This is a genomic window from Streptomyces sp. PKU-EA00015 (assembly GCF_013387495.1).
Taxonomy (GTDB): Bacteria; Actinomycetota; Actinomycetes; order Streptomycetales; family Streptomycetaceae; genus Streptomyces.
On the sequence record NZ_JABZEE010000092.1, the window covers coordinates 1 to 18,163 of the forward strand.

Consider the following 18,163-nt stretch of genomic DNA (forward strand, 5'->3'; position numbering starts at 1 on the left):
CCGGGTCCGCCCGGGCCGCCCCGGCCGCCCGCCACCGCGGGCCCCGCCGTGACGATCGAGCCCGCGTGGGCCTCGCCCACGGTCGTGAGCGAGTACGCCGCCGGGCCCGCCAGCGCGACAACGAGACCCAGCCCGGCCGCGGCCGGCGCCGCCCTCCGCCCGCCCCGGACCGCGAACAGCAGCCCCGCCGCGGCCACGAGGCCGCCGATCGCCACCGCCGTACGCAGCCACGGCAGATAGTCGGCGCTCCGGCCCAGCAGGACGTACGACCACCAGGCCGTCAGCGCCACCGTGCCGCCGAGCACCGCCGACCACCCGGCCCTCGCCCGCTCCTGCCAGAGCATGGTCGCGCCCATGCCGACCAGCGCCGCGATGTACGGCGCGAGTGCCACCGTGTAGTACTCGTGGAAGATCCCCGCCATGAAGCTGAAGACCGCTCCGGTCGTCAGCAGCGAGCCGCCCCACACCAGGAACGCCGCCCTCGCCGTGTCCGTGCGGCCGGCGTGCCGGGTCAGGACGAGCCCCGCGGCCAGCAGCACCAGCGCGGCGGGCAGCAGCCAGGCGATCTGGCCGCCGATGTTCCCGGCGAACAGCCGGTCGACGCCGGTCTCGCCCCAGCCGCCTCCGGCCCGGCCGCCGCCACCGCCGACGCTGCCGGTCTCGTTGCCGTTGATCCGCCCGAGGCCGTTGTAGCCGAAGGTCAGTTCCAGGAAGCTGTTGGTCTGCGAGCCGCCGATGTACGGGCGCGAGGACGCCGGCCACAGTTCGACGACCGCGACCCACCAGCCGCCGAAGACCACGACCGCGAACCCTGCCAGGGCGAGCTGGCCGAGCCTGCGCAGCAGCGTCGTCGGCGCGCACACCGCGTACACCAGCGCCAGCGGCGGCAGGATCAGGAACGCCTGCAGCGTTTTCGTCAGGAACGCGAGTCCCACCGCGACGCCCGCACCCACGAGCCACCTCGTGCGTGCGCCCTCGAGGGCGCGCAGCACGCAGTACACAGTGACCGTCATCAGCAGGGCGAGGAGCGCGTCCGGGTTGTTGAAGCGGAACATCAGCGCGGCGACCGGCGTCAGCGCCAGCACCGCGCCCGCCAGGAGCCCGGCGGCCGGGCCGGAACGCCGCCGGACGGCCGCGTGGAGCACGGCCACGGTCGCGACGCCCATCAGCACCTCGGGCGCCAGGATCTGCCAGGAGCCGAGCCCGAAGAGCCGCACGGACAGGGCCATCGGCCACAGGGCGGCCGGGGGCTTGTCGACGGTGATGGAGTTGGCCGCGTCGGACGAGCCGAAGAAGAAGGCCTTCCAGCTCTCGCTGCCGGCCTGGACGGCCGCGGAGTAGAAGGAGTTGGCGTAACCGGACGCGCTCAGGTTCCACAGGTACAGCAGCGCGGTGGCGAGCAGCAGCGCGAACAGGGCCGGCCGCGCCCAGGGGCCGTCCGCCTCCCGGCCTCGCCACAGCCGCGCGAGCGCCCCGCGATGCCCGCGGGCGTGTCCGGCGCCGTCGGCCGCCGCCGCGGCGGAAGGAAGGATCGCGGTCATCGGGTCCACCTCATCGAGTCGTCGGGCGTGCCGGGGCGGTCGGACCCCACGGGGGCGGCGGGCGTCGCCGGGCCGGCGGCACGTGCGGTGCCGGACCGGTGCCCTTCGGGGAAGACCCAGGCGCGGAACAGCAGGAACCGCAGCACGGTCGCCGCGAGGTTCGCCGCGATCAGGACGGCCGGCTCCATGGCGCGGGAGGGGCTGCCCGCCGCCGCGTCGAGGGCGGCGAGCGAGCCGCTGGTCAGCGCGAGTCCGATGCCGAACACGACCAGTCCCTGTGCCTGGTGGCGTACGACGCGGTCGCGGCCCCGGACGCCGAAGGTGAGCCGGCGGTTCGCGGCCGTGTTGGCGACGGCGGAGAGCAGCAGGGCGGCCGCGTTCGCGGACTGGGGGCCCGTACCGGCACGGAAGAGGGAGTACAGCAGCAGGTAGAGCAGCGTGGAGAACGCGCCCACCACGAGGAAGCCGACCAGTTGACGGGTCAGTTCCCCGGGCACGCCGGCCAGCCGCCGGTCGCGCGGGTCGTCGCCGAAGGGGCGCGCCAGCCGGTCGAGCGGCAGCGCGCCGACGGCCAGCGCGCGGCCCACTCGCCAGACGCCCTTCAGGTCCTCGACGGCCGTACGGACGATGTGCACGGTCGAGTCCGGGTCGTCGACCCAGTCGACGGGCACCTCGTGGATGCGCAGCCCCGCCCGCTCCGCGAGCACCAGCAGCTCGGTGTCGAAGAACCAGCCGGTGTCCTCGACCATCGGCAGCAGCCGCTCGGCGACGTCCCGGCGGATCGCCTTGAACCCGCACTGGGCGTCCGAGAAGCGCGCCGCCAGCGACGACTTGAGGATCAGGTTGTAGGCCCGCGAGACGATCTCCCGCTTCGGGCCGCGCACCACCCTGGAGCTGCGTGCCAGCCGGGACCCGACGGCCAGGTCCGAATGGCCGGAGATCAGCGGAGCGACCAGCGGCAGCAGCGCGTTGAGGTCGGTGGACAGGTCGACGTCCATGTAGGCGAGCACGGGCGCGTCCGAGTGCGACCAGACCGTGCGCAGCGCCCGTCCCCGCCCCTTTTCCTCCAGCCGGTGCGCCCGCACCTCGGGGATGCGGGCGGCCAGGCCCGCGGCGATCCCGGGCGTGCGGTCGGTGCTCGCGTTGTCGGCGACGGTGATCCGGAAGCCGTACGGGAAGGTCCGCGCGAGGTGCTCGTGCAGCCGCAGCACGCACCGTTCGAGACCGGCCTCCTCGTTGTACACCGGGACCACGACGTCGAGTACGGGCGGACCGGCCGAACCCGCGAGCAGGTGCTCACGGGCCGGAAGGGTCGCGCCTGGGATGTCGGTTCGCATACGGCGACCCTCGGCGGGGGCGCTGTCACGGCTGTGTGATCAGCCTGTGGCCCGCCTGTGAGTCCTGCGGGACCTCCTCCGCCGGCCCGGCCCCGGCCCGCGCGGGCGGCAGCGCGACCGTGAACACGGTGCGGCCGGGGACGGACCGCACGCCCACCGTGCCGCCGTGCGCGGTGACGACGGCGTGCGCGATGGCCAGCCCGAGCCCGGTGCCGCCCGCCTGCCGCGAACGGGAGGCGTCGCCGCGCGCGAAGCGCTCGAAGACGGACCGCTGGAACTCCTCGGGGATGCCGGGGCCGTCGTCCTCGACCTCCAGCAGCACAGGCCCCGCGGGCGGGTCACCGGCACGCACCCGGGCCGTGACGGTGGTGCCGGGAGGGGTGTGCGTACGGGCGTTGGCGAGCAGGTTCACCAGAACCTGGTGAAGCCTTTCCCGGTCCGCCCGTACGGTCACCGGTTCGGCCGGCAGCTCCAGCCGCCACGTGTGGTCCGGGCCCGCGGCGCGGGCGTCCGAGACGGCGTCCACGACCAGCCGCGGCAGATCCGTGCTCTCGTGAGCGAGCGGGCGTCCCGCGTCCAGCCGGGCGAGCAGCAGCAGATCCTCCACCAGGCCCGTCATCCGCACGGCCTCGGACTCGATCCTGCTGAGCGCGTGGCGGGTGTCCGGCGGGACGGCGTCCCTCCCTCCCGGCCGTCCGCCCGGGGTTGCCTCCACCTCGTTCCGCTCCCGGCCACGCCGCGTCAGCTCCGCGTAGCCGCGGATCGAGGCGAGCGGCGTGCGCAGTTCGTGGCCGGCGTCCGCGACGAACCGCCGCACCCGCGTCTCGCTCTCCTGCCGTGCGCTCAGTGCCGAACCGACGTGTCCCAGCAGCATGTTGAGCGCCGCCCCGACCTGTCCGACCTCCGTGCGCGGATCGGCCTCGGCGTCCGGCACCCGCTCGTGCAGCGCCACCTCGCCGCTGTGCAGCGGAAGTTCGGAGACACGCCGCGCCGTCGCCGCCACCCGCCGCAGCGGGCGCAGTGCCACGCCGACGATGGATGCGCCCGCGATGCCCGCGGCGAGCAGTCCGGCACCGGTGACGCAGACCTCGACCAGGATCAGCGTCCGCAGCGCGTCCTGCACGTCACGTGTCGGGACCCCGACCAGGAACGAGCCGCGGACGCCGTCGGCGTACTCGACCCGGTAGCCGCCGCCGTCCGGCAGCTCGACGGTGTGCGGCTCGCCGTCCCGCGCCACGGAGGCGAGCGCATCGCGCTGCGCCGCCGTGAGCGGGTCCTCGGTGGGCCCGAGCCCGTCCGGCTCGCGCTGCGTGCTCGCGACGGCCACGGTGACCGTCCCGTCGTCGCCGACCAGGGCACCGACCGTGCCCACGGGAGCGCCGCCGCCCGTGACGAAGTCCAGCGGCGTCTTGCGGGGCAGGCCGACCGGCGGCCGCTCGCCGTCCGGGAGCGGGGGGCCGGTGGCCCGCATCGCCACCGCGCCGAGCTGCGCGTCCAACTGCCCGTACAGGTAGGTGCGGAACGCGACGGTCGTGACCGTTCCGATCACCGCGCACACCACGGCGATCAGCAGTACGGCCGAGACCACCAGCCGGGTCCGCAGCGACCACGGCCGCCCGCGCCCGCCCGCCGTCACCTCACTCACCGGGCTTGATCAGGTACCCCGCCCCGCGCCGGGTGTGGATCATCGGCGACCGCCCGGCGTCGATCTTCCTGCGGAGGTACGAGATGTACAGCTCGACCACGTTGGCCTGGCCGCCGAAGTCGTAGTTCCACACCCGGTCCAGGATCTGCGCCTTGCTCAGCACCCGGCGCGGATTGCGCATGAGGTAGCGGAGCAGCTCGAACTCGGTCGCCGTGAGACGGACCGACTCCCCGCCGCGCGTCACCTCGTGGCTGTCCTCGTCGAGCACGAGGTCGCCGACGACGAGCAGTGACTCGCTGCGCACGGCCGCCGCCTGCGACCTCCGGATCAGGCCGCGCAGCCGGGCCACGACCTCCTCCAGCGAGAACGGCTTGGTCACGTAGTCGTCGCCGCCGGCCGTCAGCCCCGCGATCCGGTCCTCGACCGCGTCCTTCGCGGTGAGGAAGAGCACGGGCACGTCGGGCACTTCGCGGCGCAGCCGGCCGAGGACGGCGAGGCCGCCCATGTCCGGCAGCATCACGTCCAGCACGACGGCGTCCGGCCGGAACGCGCGCGCCGAGCGCAGCGCCCCCGCGCCGTCGCCCGCGCTGCGCACCTCCCACCCCTCGTACCGCAGGGCCATCGACAACAGCTCGCTCAGCGGCGCCTCGTCGTCCACGACGAGCACCCGTACGGGACCGCCGTCGGGCCTGAGCAGTTCGGTGCGCCCCAGGGGCGAGGTGGTGGTCATGCTCGCCACCTTGGGGACCCGCCCTGAGAGCCTTCTTGCCCGACCCTGTGAATTCCCTGAGAAAGGCTAGAGGGGCGCGAGGAGCCGGGCGCCGTTGTCGTGGCAGACGGCCCGCAGCCAGTCGTCCCCGAGTTCCAGCCGTTCGAGGGCACGCAGCTGATGGACGTACGGGTACGGGATGTTCGGGAAGTCCGTCCCCAGCACGACCCGGTCCCCGAGGCCGGCGAGCCGCCCCCGCTCCCGCGCCGGGAACGGCACGGTGGCCTCGCTGAAGTCCGTGAACGCCATCGTCGTGTCGAGGTGCACGTGCGGGTACCGCTCGGCGAGGCCGAGGAAGTCGGTGTACTCCGGCATACCCATGTGCGCGACGACCAGCCGCAGCCGCGGATGACGCGCGAGCAGCCGTTCCACCGGCTCCGGCCCGGTGTGCTTGCCGGGCGCGGGCCCCGAACCGCAGTGCATCACGACCGGCACCCCGGCCTCGGCGAGCAGTCCCCACGCGGGATCGAGCAGCCGATCGCCGGGATCGTACGCGCCGACCTGCACATGCGCCTTGAACACGCGCGCCCCGCCCTCGACCGCGTCCCGTACGTACGCGGCCACGCCCGGCTCGGGGAACAGGGTCGCCGTGTGGGCGCAGTCCGGTGTGCGCGCCGCGAAGCCGGCCGACCACCCGTTGAGCCAGACGGCCATGCCCGGCTTGTGCGGGTAGAGCATGGAGGTGAAGGTCCGCACCCCGAACGCCCGCAGCAGTTCGACGCGTTCGCCCTCGGCGCGCCGGTAGGTGATGGGCCACTCCCGGCCGGTCAGCGGTCCCGCGGAGTCGAAGTACGCCCACACCTTGCGCAGGACGCGCTCGGGCATGAAGTGCGTGTGGACGTCGACGAGCCCCGGCAGCCCGAGCCGCCCCCAGAACTCCCGTACCTCCGCCGCCTCGCCCTCGCTCACAGCCGTAGCCCCGCTCCGCCTCGGCGACGTGCACGCCGTAGCTCTCGCCCCACTCGTCCCGCCCGCGCCGCCGCGCCGCCCGGCGGGGGTTTGCCCGTCATGGGGGTCACCCTCCGATCCGAACGGCGGCGTTGTCCACCGTCATCGCAGAAAGGGATCCGAAGGGGACCGTGTCCTTTGTCGTCGGGGCGCCTGCCATCCGGCGTGTGCCATCCGGGGCGCCGGTCAGAACAGCCCGTCCTGCTCGCTCCCGGCCGGCACCGCCGTCATCGGCACGCTCACCTCGGCCCCCGGGTCGGCGCCCACGAGCGACCATCCGGTCATCAGGCGGGTGTCGACCACCACGACCCGGCCGGCGGCGGTCCGCAAATGCAGGTCCGGCCCGGCCGCGGCCAGCAGCCGCCCGGCGACCACGCCCCCGTCGACCAGCTCACGCACGACGCCGGTCGCGGCCGGCAGCCCGTCGAGCCCGAACACCGCGGCGTGATCGACCACCTCGCACGGCATCCGCTCCAGGGAGCCGGCCCACCCGCCGAGCGCGACGGCGCGCGCGTGCAGCGCCTCGACCTCACCGGCCCGCTCGGCAACCGGCGGCAACGCCGTGCGCACCGCCCGCTTCCTGCCGTACGGGATCCGGTCGGGCACGCCCAGCGCGGCGCGCAGCAGCTCCTCGGTCCGCCGCGCGGCCATCAGCGGCCCGCGCCCGAGCCAGCTGAAGGCCACGGCCCCCTGCTCCCGCAGCCGGGCCGCCCCGCGCTCCTCCGCGGTGATCCCGACCTTGACCATCCCGGGCCCGAACCACGCCAGGTACACGCGGTAGGTCCGGGGGTCGTCGGGCACGGCGTCGGCCGCCACGGAGTGCGCCCGGTCCAGCCGCGCGCACTCGGGGCACCGCGCCTGCGTGGCGCGCGCCGAGACCTGCGTCCGCAGCGGACAGGCGTTCCCCCGCGCCCCGACGCAGTGCCGCTCGCCCATGGCGCGGAAGCCGATCTCCCGGCCGGCCCCGAGCGGACTGACCCGCCCGCCTTCCCAGCGCAGCACCGCGCCCGACCCGCCATCGGGCCAGGCGACCCCCGCACACCGCCACACCATGCCCACACCTCCGGCGAACCGCTGCGTCCACGCCGGTGATCCGTGGTCCTCAGCCGGCTCGGGCACGCAGGGGATCGCGACGCTCCTCCATGATTGCGCAGCGCGCCTGTCCCGGCGTCGACCCGGCGGAGCCCTCTCGGTGACTCCTCCCGCGCCCACCGTGCTCGCCGCCGTCCCAGGCACGCCCGGAGTCCTGAGCGCCGCGCTGACGGCGTGAAAGCCGTTCCCCGGGCGCCAACGGTTCGCCGCCGGGTGAAACCGCGTAAGGGCTGGTCAGCGAGACGCTGAGCGATGTAGGGTCCGTTGGCCCGGCGTCGCTCCGGCCCCACCCGGCCCCGCCGCCCCCACGCCTCGTCCGCGTTTCCCCACCTGCCTGTGCCTCGGCGTCGTACCACCGCATGCGCGCAGGCCCCGGCCTGAAAGGGCCTTCGACCAAGTGACCTCTCCTGCCCGGCTGAGAGCCGTCGCCGCCGCCGTCGTCACCCTGACGGCGGCCGGCCTCCTCGGCGCGACCGCCGCACCGGCCTCCGCCGCTGTCACCTGCACCTCGCCGGTCTTCAAGCGCCAGTTCTTCGGGAACACGTCCCTCTCCGGTACGCCGAAGAAGACCGACTGCGACTCGGTCGTCAAGGAGAGTTGGGGCACCGGCGCCCCCGCCTCGGGGCTGCCGTCCGACAACTTCTCCATCCGCTGGTCCCTGACCCGTGACTTCGGCTCGGGCGGTCCGTTCACCTTCGCCGCCGAGACACAGGACGGCATACGGGTCTACCTCGACGGCGTACGCAAGATCGACCTGTGGAAGAACGTCTCCACCACCCAGAAGAAGTCGGTCAACCTCACCGTCCCGTCCGGGAAGCACACCCTGCGCATCGACTACGTCAACTGGACCGGCTCGGCAAACGTCAAGTTCACCTACGTACCCCGCACTTCCGCCGACATCGACAAGGTCAGGCCCCTCGCCCCGACCGGTGCCGCTGTGTCGTACAGCGCGTCGACGGGTGCGGCGAGGGTCAGTTGGGCCAGGAACGCCGAGATGGACCTCGCGGGCTACCGCGTCTACCGCCGCCTCCAGAACACCAGCACCTGGACCAGGCTGGCGACCACCACGGCAACGGCGTACACCGACACCCCGCCCGCCACCGGCATGACGTACTACTACGAGGTCCGCGCCTATGACAAGGCGGGCAGGGAGTCGGCCGGCACCGCCGACCGGGGCGTCACCACCGTCGACAAGACCCCGCCGGCCGCACCGTTCGTCGTGATGGACGTCTGCCCGGACCAGCAGCCCTACGCGGCCCCGCAGCTCGTCACCACCGCCGCGAACGCGGCCGACATCGCGTGGTACGAGGGTCAGCGCCTCGATCCTGCCACCAGTACCTGGACCCAGGTGCACTCCGGCGCCAACGGCGCGTTCTGCGACACCGGCCGCCCTGCCGACGGCAGCAGGGTCACCTACCGGGGGCGGGCCCGCGACGCCGCCGGGAACTGGTCCGTGTACTCGGCCGCCACTACGTTCACCACCGCCGACATGACCCCGCCGGCGCCCGCCGCAGACGCCCACGTCGAGTACCGGTCGGGCGTTCCGTATCTGGTGTGGTCCCCCGTCGCCGAGGCTGCCGCCTACCAGGTACTCCAGTACGACCCGACGACCGGCGGATACCTCGACGCCCTTCCCCGGGGAGGTACCACCACGGACACCGGCGTCGTGCCGCGTCAACAGCTCGCGATCGCCGACAGTTACCGGTACGCGGTGCGCTCAGTGGACGCGACGGGCAACGCCGCCGCCCCGGTGGAGATCACGCTGACGATGGCCGACCGGCCCGAGGCCATTGCCGCCTTCCGGACCACCGCGAGCCGGTTCGGCGCCGGGGTGATGATCGCATGGAGCAGCGCCGACCCGTGGACCTTCGACGGAGGACCGCTTCTCACCTACAGGATCGTCCGTACCGACACGGCGACCGGTGAGAGCACCACCGTGGACAAGTGCAAGCCGAACTCCTCGAACGACGAGCCGCCGGCGGCCCCTTCGACGTACTGGTCGTGGGCCGGTGACGACGCCCCCGCGTACGCGGGGCGCACGCAGATCAACGGCACGTGCTGGGACGTCTCGGGCAAGTCAGAGACGACGTACGAGTACCGGATCGTGACCGTCGACCCGTACGGGCACGTCTCGCAGCCGGGCCCGGCAGCCACGGAGACCACGCCGGACACCCAGCGCCCGGCCCCGGTGGAGAACCTGACCGCGGAGCGGGTCCCGCTGGGCGTCCGCCTGACGTGGACGCCGCCCGCCGATGACGATGTGCAGGGCTACTACGTATGGCAGGGCGCCGCCGACCCGGACACGGGTGAGACCGTGTGGACGAAGGACTGCTGGAAGGGCGAGTCCCTGGCCGAGACCGAGATCCTCTGCCCGACGCTTCCCGACGGCCGCGAGCACGTCTACCTGGTCGCCGCGACCGACGCCGAGCGCTCGGACGACGGGCCCGAGGACTTCAACCCGGCGGAGATCACGGTCGCCCTGCCCGACACCCGGCCGCCCGGCTGGAACGGGACCGACCTCCGCATGGACCAGTACCCGGAGCTCTACGTCCGTTGCGGTGTCACCGTCTACGACATGCCCTGCGGTGACTCCACGGACTACCGCTGGGAGAAGTGGGACTCGGCCGCCGGCTCCTGGACCACGTTCGCCACGGGCCGGGTCGACGACCCAAAGGTCCACATGGACTCGACGGTGCACGAGGACCGGCTCGGCCTGTACTACTACCGGGCCGTGTACATCGACCCGGCGGGCCGGGAGGCGGTCGTGCGGCAGCAGGCGTACGGCATCTGGGACTCCTGGCTCTGACGGAGCACACGTGACGCTTGGGGCCGGCGCCAACGGGGTGGCCGGCGTCGAGCCCGGCAGAGTGCGGAGAATGCCAGATCGGCTTGACCGGCACCGAGCGGACGCTGCCGTCCCGGAGTGTCCGCTCGGTATGGAGGCGGACCGCCCGGGGTGGCGCCGGGCGGAGCACACCGGCCGACGCCCGCGTCGGGGACGCGCTGAGGGGTGACGGCCACGGGTCGGACGATGACGACGGCGCGGCCGGTGTCCTCGTAGCCGTCCGATCGGTCCGATGGCCGCCTTCGGCAGAGGTTGCCGTCAACCACTGCCGTCACGACATACGCCAGAGGCCCTCAGGATTTCTCCTGAGGGCCTCTGGTCTGCTGTGCACTCGGCAGGATTCGAACCTGCAACCTTCTGATCCGTAGCTCTAGCCGGATCGGTTGGTAACGGCCATACCGGCCGCTACGAGGCCCCGGAGGGACGGTATCGGACGGGGAAGGTTGCTGTGGTTGCGGTACTGCGCTGCTGTACCCGCACCTGCGCGCCAGCCACCCCGCACGCAAACCGAGTACAGATCCTTGTCCATATTGACACGGCAAAATTAAGTCGTCATGCTGTCCACCATGCCGCTTGAGCTGATCACCGAGGCTGAGGCCCGGACACTGCTCCACCCGCATCTGCCCGCGCTTCGCGCGTGCTTCGAGAACGCCTGGGAAGATTGGCGCGAGCTAGAGCCTGCCCTCGTCAGGAAAGCGCCGCAGTACCGCACCACTTCTCGGGCCAACGTCATGTACGACCTGCTCTCCGCCCGCCTTGTCGATGAATTCGCAGAGAAGCCGGGCGTCACGTTCAACACAAATGCAGGTTTCCTGGCCCTGACTTTCGGCGGCCGCCTGGTTGTGCGATTCAAGAAGTTCCGGAGCAAGAGCCTCAAGGTCAGTCAGATCATGACATTGCAGCAGCGCAGGCTGGCTCGACAGGAACTCGACCTCGAAATGAACGCGACCACCGTCATCGCGGGCTATCTGCTGGACACCCTGGGGGCCAATCTGAAGAAGCTGGCGGTAGTCTGTCCCTTGAACGGCGAGAACGTATGGGAGATCGCCCTCGACGATGCGGCCGGCGGTCTGGCAGAGCTCGTCATGCTGCCGACCCCCGACTCCGGCAGGCCAAAGAAGCCCGGAGTACGTTCCCGCAGGCCCCAGACGAAGCCACAGGCGGAGAAGGAATAATGCCGTACAACCCCTCCATGGTGACACTTGCTCGGGAATCTCGCGGGATGACCATGGGCGAGCTGGCCTCGCGTGCAGGGGTAACCGCCTCGCTCATCTCCAAGGTCGAACTCGGCCAGCGGGACATGAGCGAGGAGACGGCGAAGTCAGTCGCCGCGTCACTGGACTACCCGGTCGATGTGTTCACCTGGAAAGAGCCCGTCTACGGCTTCGGTTCGTCGAGCTTCTACCACCGCAAGCAACAGAGCCTCCCCCAGAAAAAGCTGCGCCAAATTCAGGCCTTCGTGAATTTTCAGCGAATTCGCACGAAGCGGCTATCCGCAGCACTGGATCTCGATTTCTCCTTCACCATCCCATCTCTCTCGGTAGATGACTATGGCAGCCCTGAAGAGATCGCGCGTGCGGTGAGGGCTGCCTGGAGAGTGCCGATCGGACCGATCCAAAATCTAACGGAATGGATCGAGGCTGCGGGCGGCTTTGTTGTGGCGCAGGAATTCGACACCGCAAAGATCAATGCCATCAGCGTGTGGCCTCCGGGAGAGCACCCCTTCTTTGTGGTAAACACTCTCCTCCCTGCCTGTAATTTGCGTTTCTCCCTCGCGCACGAGCTCGGGCACTTGGTGATGCACGATGTACCAGAGCCGGGGCAGGAGCAAGAAGCGGATAGGTTTGCCGCCGAATTCCTAATGCCAGCAGTAGAGATCAAGCCTCAGTTGCGCGCCATGAACTTGCGCCTCGCCGCTCGACTCAAGCCCGTATGGCGCACGTCCATGGGCGCCCTCATTAGGCGCGCAAGGGACCTGGAAGTCATCTCAGATCGACAGCACACGTCGCTCAGAGTGCAGCTTTCTCAGAATGGGTGGACAAAGCAAGAGCCCGTATCGATCCCTCACGAAGCGCCCAGCTTGATTCCTGAGATCGTCAGAGTGCATCACGTTGAACACGGGTACTCCGCCTCGGACTTGGCAGACATGGTTGGTCTGCACACACCGGAGTGGTTGGAAACGTACGAACCACGAGGGCTCAGGGCGGTCTAACTGCCGTTGGCGCCAGCATGCAGGGCTATGACTCCCCCAGCGAAGGCGGCTCCGGCGATCTCTTGGCCAGCACTCTCCAGCAGATGAACGCCGCCAGCCCGATCTCTGCGGAAGCAATGCCGAACGTTCCGGGCGCCGGTAGGCCCACGGTTGTACCCACCCACAGCGTGAGTACAGGACCACCAATTCCGCAGCTTGCCAGACCTACAACGACGAGGGTCCTGAGCATCTCGCGGGCATCAGCTCTGGGTAGCTGAATGCTGGCCGACAACTGGGCTAGTGGTCCAATTCGAATCTTGAACCTTGCTGTGGCTGCCGCGTCGGGCTCGACGTGTGCCTGAGGCACGGGTCCTACTCTCCGGCGGACCCTGGCGCGGCTCACGGAGTGAACCGACGAACGCCGGGGCCCATGCGTCTCGGGCCTTAGCGGTCGTTTCCTCTCCATGAACGGCCGCCGCGCGGGGCTTGATCAGAGCCTCGGCGGGCGACCGCAGGATACACGGCATGAGTGCGTCGCAACCCGAGGTCGGCGTAGCGGCTTTGGGCGGGAGCTGCCATGGGGCGAGAGATCGGGGGCCCGTAAGCTTTCGCGACTCGGGCAGTCTCTGGACCTGCCCGCAATAGCCCGAGGTGGGCCCCCGATCTTCGAGGCTCGCCCCATGGGGGCTGCCTAAAGCCGTGGAGCCGACCGCCCCAGCCACATCGGGGTTCACCCTCATCAACCCTCGCCGTTGGCGTGCGGCCGGCGGCCGGGCCAGAGCGGGGCGAAGACAGGAGCGCGGCCCGAGCCGTCGGGCCGCGCGCCGCCGCGCTATGCGCGGCGGATGCGCCTTGATGAAGTAGAGAAACTTTCACCGCGCCTGGATCAGGTGCTTGCCGTCATGGCTCCGCACGTGGGGCCCGTCCCCGTCCAGCGCGTCGAGCAGCCGGACCGCGTAGACCTCGGCCATCCGCTCGGCAACCTCGTCGGGCGTGAGCCAGTCAACTGCCGTCGATTCGGCCGACGTTCGCTCAATTCCGCCTGACGGCTTGCATCGGAATACGAGAGCGACGATGCCTCGCGTCGTGTTCTTGTAGACCCCGGTCAGCTCGTCCACCTCGACCCGGATGCCGGTCTCTTCCCAGACCTCGCGGGCTACGCCCTCTTCTGGTGCCTCGGTGAGTTCGAGCACGCCGCCCGGCAGTTCCCACGTTCCGTTGTCCGCACGCCGGATCGCCAAGAGTCGCCCGTCCTCGCGCACGACCGCCCCCGCGACGGACACGGAGTGCAGTGGCGTTGACTGGGTCTCGCGGACGCTGTTACTCATGTACAGGAGCATAGGAGAGTGAGAAGGACTATGGGAACAGCCGTAGGAGGTGGGAGGTCCGTACCTCGGTACGTACAGATCGCCGACGAGATCGTTCAGCAGATCCGGGCCGGTGTCCTCAAGCCCGGTGACCTGGTGCCGAGCGAATCCGAGCTGGTGGAGCGCTACGGCGTTTCTGGCGGGACGATCCGCAAGGCCATGGTGGAGGTCCGGGCCAGTGGGCTCGTGGACACCCGCCACGGCAAGGGCTCGATCGTGAAGGACCGGCCGCCTGTGCGGCTGCGCTCCTCAGACCGCTTCCGGGCCTCGCACCGCCGCGGCGGCAAGGCCGCCTACCTCGCCGAGTCGGCCCAGTCCGGCGCAACGGCCAAGGTGAGCGTCCTCTACATCGGCCCCATGGCGGCCCCTGAGGACATCGCCGAACGGCTCGACGTCCCCGCCGGCACCCAGGTCCTCGCGCGGCGACGCCTCTACTTCCGCAACGGCGTCCCGGTCGAGACGGCCACCTCGTACCTGCCGTGGGACGTGGTGAAGGACATCCCCGAGCTGTTCTCCGAGAACCCCGGCCCCGGTGGGATCTACGCCCGGCTGGAGGACGACGGGCACACCTTCGCCGAGTTCGTCGAGACACTGCAAGCGCGCCCGGCCGCCAAGGCTGAAGCGTCCGAACTGGCGCTGAGCCCCGGGGCACCGGTCGTTCACCTCCTCCGGAACGCGGTCACCGAAGAGGGCCGAGTGGTCGAGGTCTGCGACACCCTGATGGCCGCTGACCAGTTCGTTTTCGAGTACCGCATCCCTGCCACAGACTGACGCTGGCTCAACTCTTCACAACCCGCCGGGACTTCTTCGCCTCGGCGGGTTGACTCATGTACAGGAGTCAGGCACTCTTCTTCATGTCACTCATATACATGAGTGACGGAGTCCAGCACTTCTAGAGGAGTGATCTCCATGCGTCAGATCCCCGTCGACACCTCAGCCGCCGCTGTGATGGTGGCCCAGCCCCCGCAGCCGAAGATCAAGGACCGCCGTACCGGTGAGGTCGCTACCGACGCCGAGACCGGGGGCACCCTGATGACCGTGAGCGTGATGTTCGCGGCGAACGACACCGTGGAACTCCTGCCCGTGACCGTGCCCGAGACCGGTATCTCCGGTGACCTGACGATGGGCACCCCGGTCGCCCTCACCGGCCTCATCGCCCGGCCGTGGGAGCGAGACGGTCGTCACGGCATCGCCTTCCGCGCCGTCGCCGTCACGTCCCTGGCGGCCGGGGCTACGAAGCCCAAGGCGGCCTGATCATGTCGTGGCTGACCGCCCTCCTGACGCTGGTCGTCGTCACCGCGGGTCTTCTGCGGTGGCGGCGTCCCGCCTGGTACTGGCTCACCTTCGGGGTCACCTTCGCCACGTTGCGCGTCCTGGTCCGCTACGGCTCGGTCATGGACGCCTGCGGGCTCACCGTCCCGCCGCCGCGCTGGCGACTCGCCATCGCCCGGATGGCCAACCGCCCGGCTCCTCAGCCGCGTGCGCCGCGCATCCTGCGGCTCCGCCCGACTCGGACCGGCCTGGTCTTACGGCTGGGGCTTCGCCCCGGTCAGGACGCCTTCGACGTGGCGGCCTCGTGTGACCGGCTTCGGCACTCGTTCACGATGTACGGCGTCACCTCGCGAGAGAGCCGCTCCGGCGTGGTCGAGCTGCGGATGACCGGCTACGACGTCCTCGCCCGGGTGCAGATGCCCTCCAAGGTCGATGCGGCCCCGATGCGGGTGCCGGTTGCCCTGCGCGAGGACGGTGCTGTCCACTACCGCGACTACCGCACCACCCCGCACGCCCTGACCGTCGGGGCCACGAAGTCCGGCAAGTCCGTCTACCAGCGCAACCTGGTCGCCGAACTCGCCGCGCAAGAGGTCGCCTTGGTCGGCATCGACTGCAAGCAAGGTGTTGAGCTCTTCCCGCTGGCGCGCCGGTTCTCCGCGCTGGCGGACAACCCCGACACCGCCGCCGAACTCCTCGACGCGCTCGTCACGCACATGGAGGGCGTGTACCAACTGATCCGCGCTGAACAGCGCATCACCGCCGACGTGCCGGATGCGGAGATCGCGGCCGACATCTGGGACCTGCCCGACTACCTGCGCCCGACCCCGATCGTGCTGCTCGTCGACGAGGTCGCCGAACTCGCCCTGTTCACCACCAAGGACGAGGAGAAGCGCCGGGACCGCATCATCACCGCGCTCGCCCGGTTCGCCCAGCTCGGCCGCGCTGCTGGCATCTATCTGGAGATCTGCGGGCAGCGCTTCGGCTCCGAACTCGGCAAGGGCATCACGATGCTCCGCGCCCAGCTGACCGGCCGCACCGCCCACCGCGTCAACGACGAAACCAGCGCCAACATGGCCTTCGGCGACATCGCCTCGGATGCCGTACTGGCCGCGATCAACATCCCCACCGAGACACCGGGCCTCGCCGTCACCGGAGACTCCTCGGGCGGCTGGGCCCGCATCCGCACCCCGCACACCTCGATGCGGCAGGCCGTGAACGCCTGCAACCGGCACGCCCACCGCACCCCGGACCTGCCAGCGCTCGCCGCCTTCCGGCCCGAGCTGCCGCCCACGGTCTCGCTGGTCAAGATTCCGGCCCCGACCGAGGCACCTGCCTCCGTCTGATCCGCCCCACCCGGTCGGCGCGACCGCCTCGCGCCAGCTCCCTACCCCAGCCATGCCCGAAACCGGAAGAACACGAGGACGAGTGATCGCCATGGCCACACGGAAGACCACCGCCCGCACCCCGCGACCGAAGAAGTGCCCCGACTGCAAGGGCGCTGGCGAGATCGCCGAGACCGTGCGCGTCGGCTCCGCTCGCAAGCTCCGCGAGACCCGCGACCGGCAGGCCGCTCTCTGTCTGCCCTGCTTCGGCTCGGGCCACGCACCGACCGACTGACACCGCAAAGGAGGTGAAGACATGACCCGTTCTCTCCGCATCGACGCCGTCCTGGTGCAAGCCGTGATCGCCGGGGCCCTGTCCTTCGCCCACCTGCACGACCTCGCCGCCGCTGCCGGACAGACCGGATGGAAGGCATGGGCCTACCCCGTCTCGGTCGACCTCCTCCTGGTCGCTGCCTGGCGTCGGCTGCGCAACGACGGACCGTCCCGGCTGGCCTGGTGCTGGTTCGTGATCGCGCTGGTCGCCTCGCTCGGCGCGAATGTCGCGACGGCCGGGTTCCTCGACCTGGCCCACCCGCCCGCCTGGCTGCGGTTCGGCATCGCAGGATGGCCCGCGCTCGCGTTCCTCGGCGGGACGCTCCTCGCTCACTCACCGGCCGCGGCCGACCGTGGCCCCGCACCGGAACCTGAGCCGGTCGAGGTCGTGCCGGCCGAATCGGCCCCCGCCTCCGAGCCCGCGCCCGTCGAGCCGCCGGACCCTGCCCCGGCCCTGCCCGCCGCTGAGCCCACTCCGGCGGTGTCAGTCCCGGCCGCGCTGGTCAACCACGCCCGGAAGGTGGCCGCCGACCACCGCGCCCGTACCGGCTCACCGATCGACACCGACACCCTGCGCGCCCGCCTTGGGGTCCCGGCCCCGATGGCCGACGCCATCGCCACCCAACTCGCCTGATGAGAAAGGAGACAGGAATGCCCGCCCGCGACCACTTCCACTCCGTCATGCGGATCGGACCCGTGCAGATCGGCACCCATCGCGACCGGCACGGCCGGACCAAGCACGCCGCTGTGTGCACCAACGACCGTTGCGGCTGGTCGGCCGACTACTCCAGCCAGTCGGCCGCCCAGCTCGCCGCGCGTACCCACCGCTGCCGCACCACCGACTGATCGGAGATCTCTGCCATGGATGTTCCGCTCTGGCTCGCCCTGATCGTCGTCGGTGCCCTCGGCATCAAGCTCATTCGCCCGCCCTGGTGGCTCGTCGCCGTGCTCCTCCTCGGCGGCTACCTCCTCGCCGACAGCCTGCTCGCACCCGCCATCGACACCGCCGTCAAGTAGAGCTCCACGGAAGGGAGATCACCTCATGCTGCGCCCGAAGATCCCCACCATGCCGACGCCGACCGGCATCGTCACCCCGTCCGCCGTCGAGCCGACCGCCGTCGTCCAGCACGCCGCCGCCCCGGCTCCTGTCGTCGCGGCGGCACCGCCCCGGCACTCGGTTCAGCTCACTCCCGGTGCCCTGGTCGCTCTCGTGGGCGGCGGAACCGCCGTCGTGCTCGTCGTCGGCGCGGTCCTGGTCTCGATGCTCCTCGCGGTCGCCGTCACCGCGGCCTCGGTCGCGGTCTGCGCCGTCGTGCTCCGCTCCCTGCTCGCCTCTGAGCGCAAGCGTCGCTGACCGGCCCCGGGGCGGCCTCAACCGCCAAGTTTCGCCCGCCCCGGGAGCCGTGCCCCTGCCCGAACCACCGATCCGGAAGGAACGCCCATCATGGCCCAGCCCACCACCGCCCCCGCGCGGGTCTGCTCGAACTGCGACGGCTTCCCC

18 protein-coding genes are annotated in these 18,163 nt (G+C 71.1%); 11 read left to right on the top strand and 7 right to left on the bottom strand.

The annotated features are described in order from the left end of the window. The 6 genes from HW130_RS34095 to HW130_RS34120 all read right to left on the bottom strand — a co-directional run. The coding region (locus tag HW130_RS34095; RefSeq protein WP_177153648.1) for a glycosyltransferase family 39 protein at positions 1-1,541 on the bottom strand (1,541 nt) is incomplete at its 3' end. Then, positions 1,538-2,878, bottom strand: a complete 1,341-nt coding sequence (locus HW130_RS34100; RefSeq protein ID WP_177153649.1) for a glycosyltransferase — start codon at positions 2,876-2,878, stop codon at positions 1,538-1,540. The genes HW130_RS34095 and HW130_RS34100, both read right to left, overlap by 4 nt. Positions 2,879-2,903: 25 nt before the next feature. After that, complete coding sequence (locus HW130_RS34105) at positions 2,904-4,523, bottom strand: HAMP domain-containing sensor histidine kinase (protein WP_309140657.1); 1,620 nt, start codon at positions 4,521-4,523, stop codon at positions 2,904-2,906. Continuing rightward, positions 4,516-5,253 (bottom strand): response regulator transcription factor, encoded by a 738-nt coding sequence (locus tag HW130_RS34110; RefSeq protein WP_177153650.1) that lies wholly within the window; start codon positions 5,251-5,253, stop codon positions 4,516-4,518. The genes HW130_RS34105 and HW130_RS34110 overlap by 8 nt, the downstream gene beginning before the upstream one ends. 66 nt (positions 5,254-5,319) lie before the next feature. Further along, positions 5,320-6,201 carry an amidohydrolase family protein gene (locus HW130_RS34115; RefSeq protein ID WP_177153651.1) on the bottom strand — a complete coding sequence of 294 codons (882 nt, stop codon included), beginning with the start codon at positions 6,199-6,201 and terminating at the stop codon, positions 5,320-5,322. 225 nt (positions 6,202-6,426) lie between these two features. Further along, positions 6,427-7,293 carry a DUF2797 domain-containing protein gene (locus HW130_RS34120; protein ID WP_177153665.1) on the bottom strand — a complete coding sequence of 289 codons (867 nt, stop codon included), beginning with the start codon at positions 7,291-7,293 and terminating at the stop codon, positions 6,427-6,429. Between the two features lie 436 nt (positions 7,294-7,729). Here HW130_RS34120 and HW130_RS34125 point away from each other — a divergent pair, with 436 nt between their 5' ends. The 3 genes from HW130_RS34125 (at position 7,730) to HW130_RS34135 (ending at position 12,389) form a co-directional block, all read left to right on the top strand. Next, on the top strand, positions 7,730-10,138 hold the full coding sequence (locus tag HW130_RS34125) for a PA14 domain-containing protein (RefSeq protein WP_177153652.1): 2,409 nt from the start codon (positions 7,730-7,732) through the stop codon (positions 10,136-10,138). Positions 10,139-10,731: 593 nt separating this feature from the next. Further along, positions 10,732-11,352: a hypothetical protein gene (locus tag HW130_RS34130; RefSeq protein ID WP_177153653.1), complete on the top strand. Its 621-nt coding sequence runs from the start codon at positions 10,732-10,734 to the stop codon at positions 11,350-11,352. A 17-nt stretch (positions 11,353-11,369) separates the two neighbouring features. Further along, positions 11,370-12,389, top strand: coding sequence for an ImmA/IrrE family metallo-endopeptidase (locus tag HW130_RS34135; protein WP_177153654.1), 1,020 nt, complete (start codon positions 11,370-11,372; stop codon positions 12,387-12,389). An 851-nt stretch (positions 12,390-13,240) separates the two neighbouring features. Here the strand turns inward: HW130_RS34135 and HW130_RS34140 are convergent. After that, positions 13,241-13,708, bottom strand: a complete 468-nt coding sequence (locus HW130_RS34140; protein ID WP_177153655.1) for an NUDIX hydrolase — start codon at positions 13,706-13,708, stop codon at positions 13,241-13,243. Positions 13,709-13,726: 18 nt separating this feature from the next. On the opposite strand from HW130_RS34140, the gene HW130_RS34145 reads away from it, so the two are divergent. The 8 genes from HW130_RS34145 to HW130_RS34180 all read left to right on the top strand — a co-directional run bounded on the left by HW130_RS34145 (position 13,727) and on the right by HW130_RS34180 (position 18,016). Next, complete coding sequence (locus HW130_RS34145) at positions 13,727-14,506, top strand: GntR family transcriptional regulator (RefSeq protein ID WP_177153656.1); 780 nt, start codon at positions 13,727-13,729, stop codon at positions 14,504-14,506. Positions 14,507-14,644: 138 nt separating this feature from the next. Further along, positions 14,645-14,989, top strand: a complete 345-nt coding sequence (locus tag HW130_RS34150) for a hypothetical protein (RefSeq protein WP_177153657.1) — start codon at positions 14,645-14,647, stop codon at positions 14,987-14,989. Between the two features lie 2 nt (positions 14,990-14,991). Beyond that, positions 14,992-16,350: an FtsK/SpoIIIE domain-containing protein gene (locus tag HW130_RS34155; protein WP_177153658.1), complete on the top strand. Its 1,359-nt coding sequence runs from the start codon at positions 14,992-14,994 to the stop codon at positions 16,348-16,350. 91 nt (positions 16,351-16,441) lie between these two features. Beyond that, positions 16,442-16,624 carry a hypothetical protein gene (locus tag HW130_RS34160; RefSeq protein ID WP_177153659.1) on the top strand — a complete coding sequence of 61 codons (183 nt, stop codon included), beginning with the start codon at positions 16,442-16,444 and terminating at the stop codon, positions 16,622-16,624. A gap of 21 nt (positions 16,625-16,645) precedes the next feature. Then, positions 16,646-17,296 (top strand): DUF2637 domain-containing protein, encoded by a 651-nt coding sequence (locus HW130_RS34165; protein ID WP_177153660.1) that lies wholly within the window; start codon positions 16,646-16,648, stop codon positions 17,294-17,296. A gap of 17 nt (positions 17,297-17,313) precedes the next feature. Continuing rightward, the gene (locus tag HW130_RS34170; protein ID WP_177153661.1) at positions 17,314-17,508 is read left to right on the top strand and encodes a mobile element transfer protein; all 195 of its coding nucleotides are present in this window, start codon (positions 17,314-17,316) and stop codon (positions 17,506-17,508) included. A 15-nt stretch (positions 17,509-17,523) separates the two neighbouring features. Further along, on the top strand, positions 17,524-17,679 hold the full coding sequence (locus HW130_RS34175) for a hypothetical protein (RefSeq protein WP_177153662.1): 156 nt from the start codon (positions 17,524-17,526) through the stop codon (positions 17,677-17,679). A 25-nt stretch (positions 17,680-17,704) separates the two neighbouring features. Beyond that, the gene (locus HW130_RS34180) at positions 17,705-18,016 is read left to right on the top strand and encodes a SpdD-like protein (protein ID WP_177153663.1); all 312 of its coding nucleotides are present in this window, start codon (positions 17,705-17,707) and stop codon (positions 18,014-18,016) included. Positions 18,017-18,163 lie beyond the last annotated feature (147 nt).

What these genes read in the sequence shown, in the direction of transcription:
- HW130_RS34110 (WP_177153650.1), bottom strand. Translation starts at nt 5,253, where the DNA reads ATGACCACCACCTCGCCCCTGGGGCGCACCGAACTGCTCAGGCCCGAC.
- HW130_RS34135 (WP_177153654.1), top strand. Translation starts at nt 11,370, where the DNA reads ATGGTGACACTTGCTCGGGAATCTCGCGGGATGACCATGGGCGAGCTG.
- HW130_RS34120 (WP_177153665.1), bottom strand. Translation starts at nt 7,293, where the DNA reads ATGGTGTGGCGGTGTGCGGGGGTCGCCTGGCCCGATGGCGGGTCGGGC.
- HW130_RS34130 (WP_177153653.1), top strand. Translation starts at nt 10,732, where the DNA reads ATGCTGTCCACCATGCCGCTTGAGCTGATCACCGAGGCTGAGGCCCGG.
- HW130_RS34165 (WP_177153660.1), top strand. Translation starts at nt 16,646, where the DNA reads ATGACCCGTTCTCTCCGCATCGACGCCGTCCTGGTGCAAGCCGTGATC.
- HW130_RS34175 (WP_177153662.1), top strand. Translation starts at nt 17,524, where the DNA reads ATGGATGTTCCGCTCTGGCTCGCCCTGATCGTCGTCGGTGCCCTCGGC.
- HW130_RS34170 (WP_177153661.1), top strand. Translation starts at nt 17,314, where the DNA reads ATGCCCGCCCGCGACCACTTCCACTCCGTCATGCGGATCGGACCCGTG.
- HW130_RS34100 (WP_177153649.1), bottom strand. Translation starts at nt 2,878, where the DNA reads ATGCGAACCGACATCCCAGGCGCGACCCTTCCGGCCCGTGAGCACCTG.
- HW130_RS34160 (WP_177153659.1), top strand. Translation starts at nt 16,442, where the DNA reads ATGGCCACACGGAAGACCACCGCCCGCACCCCGCGACCGAAGAAGTGC.
- HW130_RS34140 (WP_177153655.1), bottom strand. Translation starts at nt 13,708, where the DNA reads ATGCTCCTGTACATGAGTAACAGCGTCCGCGAGACCCAGTCAACGCCA.
- HW130_RS34150 (WP_177153657.1), top strand. Translation starts at nt 14,645, where the DNA reads ATGCGTCAGATCCCCGTCGACACCTCAGCCGCCGCTGTGATGGTGGCC.
- HW130_RS34180 (WP_177153663.1), top strand. Translation starts at nt 17,705, where the DNA reads ATGCTGCGCCCGAAGATCCCCACCATGCCGACGCCGACCGGCATCGTC.
- HW130_RS34145 (WP_177153656.1), top strand. Translation starts at nt 13,727, where the DNA reads ATGGGAACAGCCGTAGGAGGTGGGAGGTCCGTACCTCGGTACGTACAG.
- HW130_RS34155 (WP_177153658.1), top strand. Translation starts at nt 14,992, where the DNA reads ATGTCGTGGCTGACCGCCCTCCTGACGCTGGTCGTCGTCACCGCGGGT.